Raw genomic sequence first — 504 nt, forward strand, 5'->3', positions numbered from 1 at the left:
GCGTAATAGCTCACTGGTCGAGTGACTCTGCGCCGAAAATGTAACGGGGCTAAACATACTGCCGAAGCTATGGATTGATACGTATGTATCAGTGGTAGGGGAGCGTTGTGTACCGGGTAGAAGGTAGACCGAGAGGACTGCTGGACTGTACACAAGTGAGAATGCCGGTATGAGTAACGAAAAGACATGTGAGAATCATGTCCGCCGAAAACCTAAGGGTTCCTGAGGAAGGCTCGTCCACTCAGGGTAAGTCGGGACCTAAGGCGAGGCCGAAAGGCGTAGTCGAAGGACAACAGGTTGAAATTCCTGTACCAGCGTAACCGTTATGAGCAATGGGGGGACGCAGAAGGATAGGGACGCGAGCTGATGGATGCTCGTCCAAGCAGTGAGGCCGATGTGTAGGCAAATCCGCACATCAATAAGGCTAGGCTGTGATGGGGAGGGAAAATTACAGTACCGAAGGTCTTGATTTCATGCTGCCAAGAAAAGCCTCTAGCCAGGTGA

At 51.8% G+C, this 504-nt stretch carries 1 rRNA gene; it reads left to right on the plus strand.

The features are described 5' to 3' along the window. Nucleotides 1-504 (plus strand): 23S ribosomal RNA (locus ABN764_RS29530); the annotation flags it as partial.

Source organism: Paenibacillus wuxiensis (assembly GCF_040195695.1).
GTDB lineage: Bacteria > Bacillota > Bacilli > Paenibacillales > Paenibacillaceae > Paenibacillus_B > Paenibacillus_B suaedae.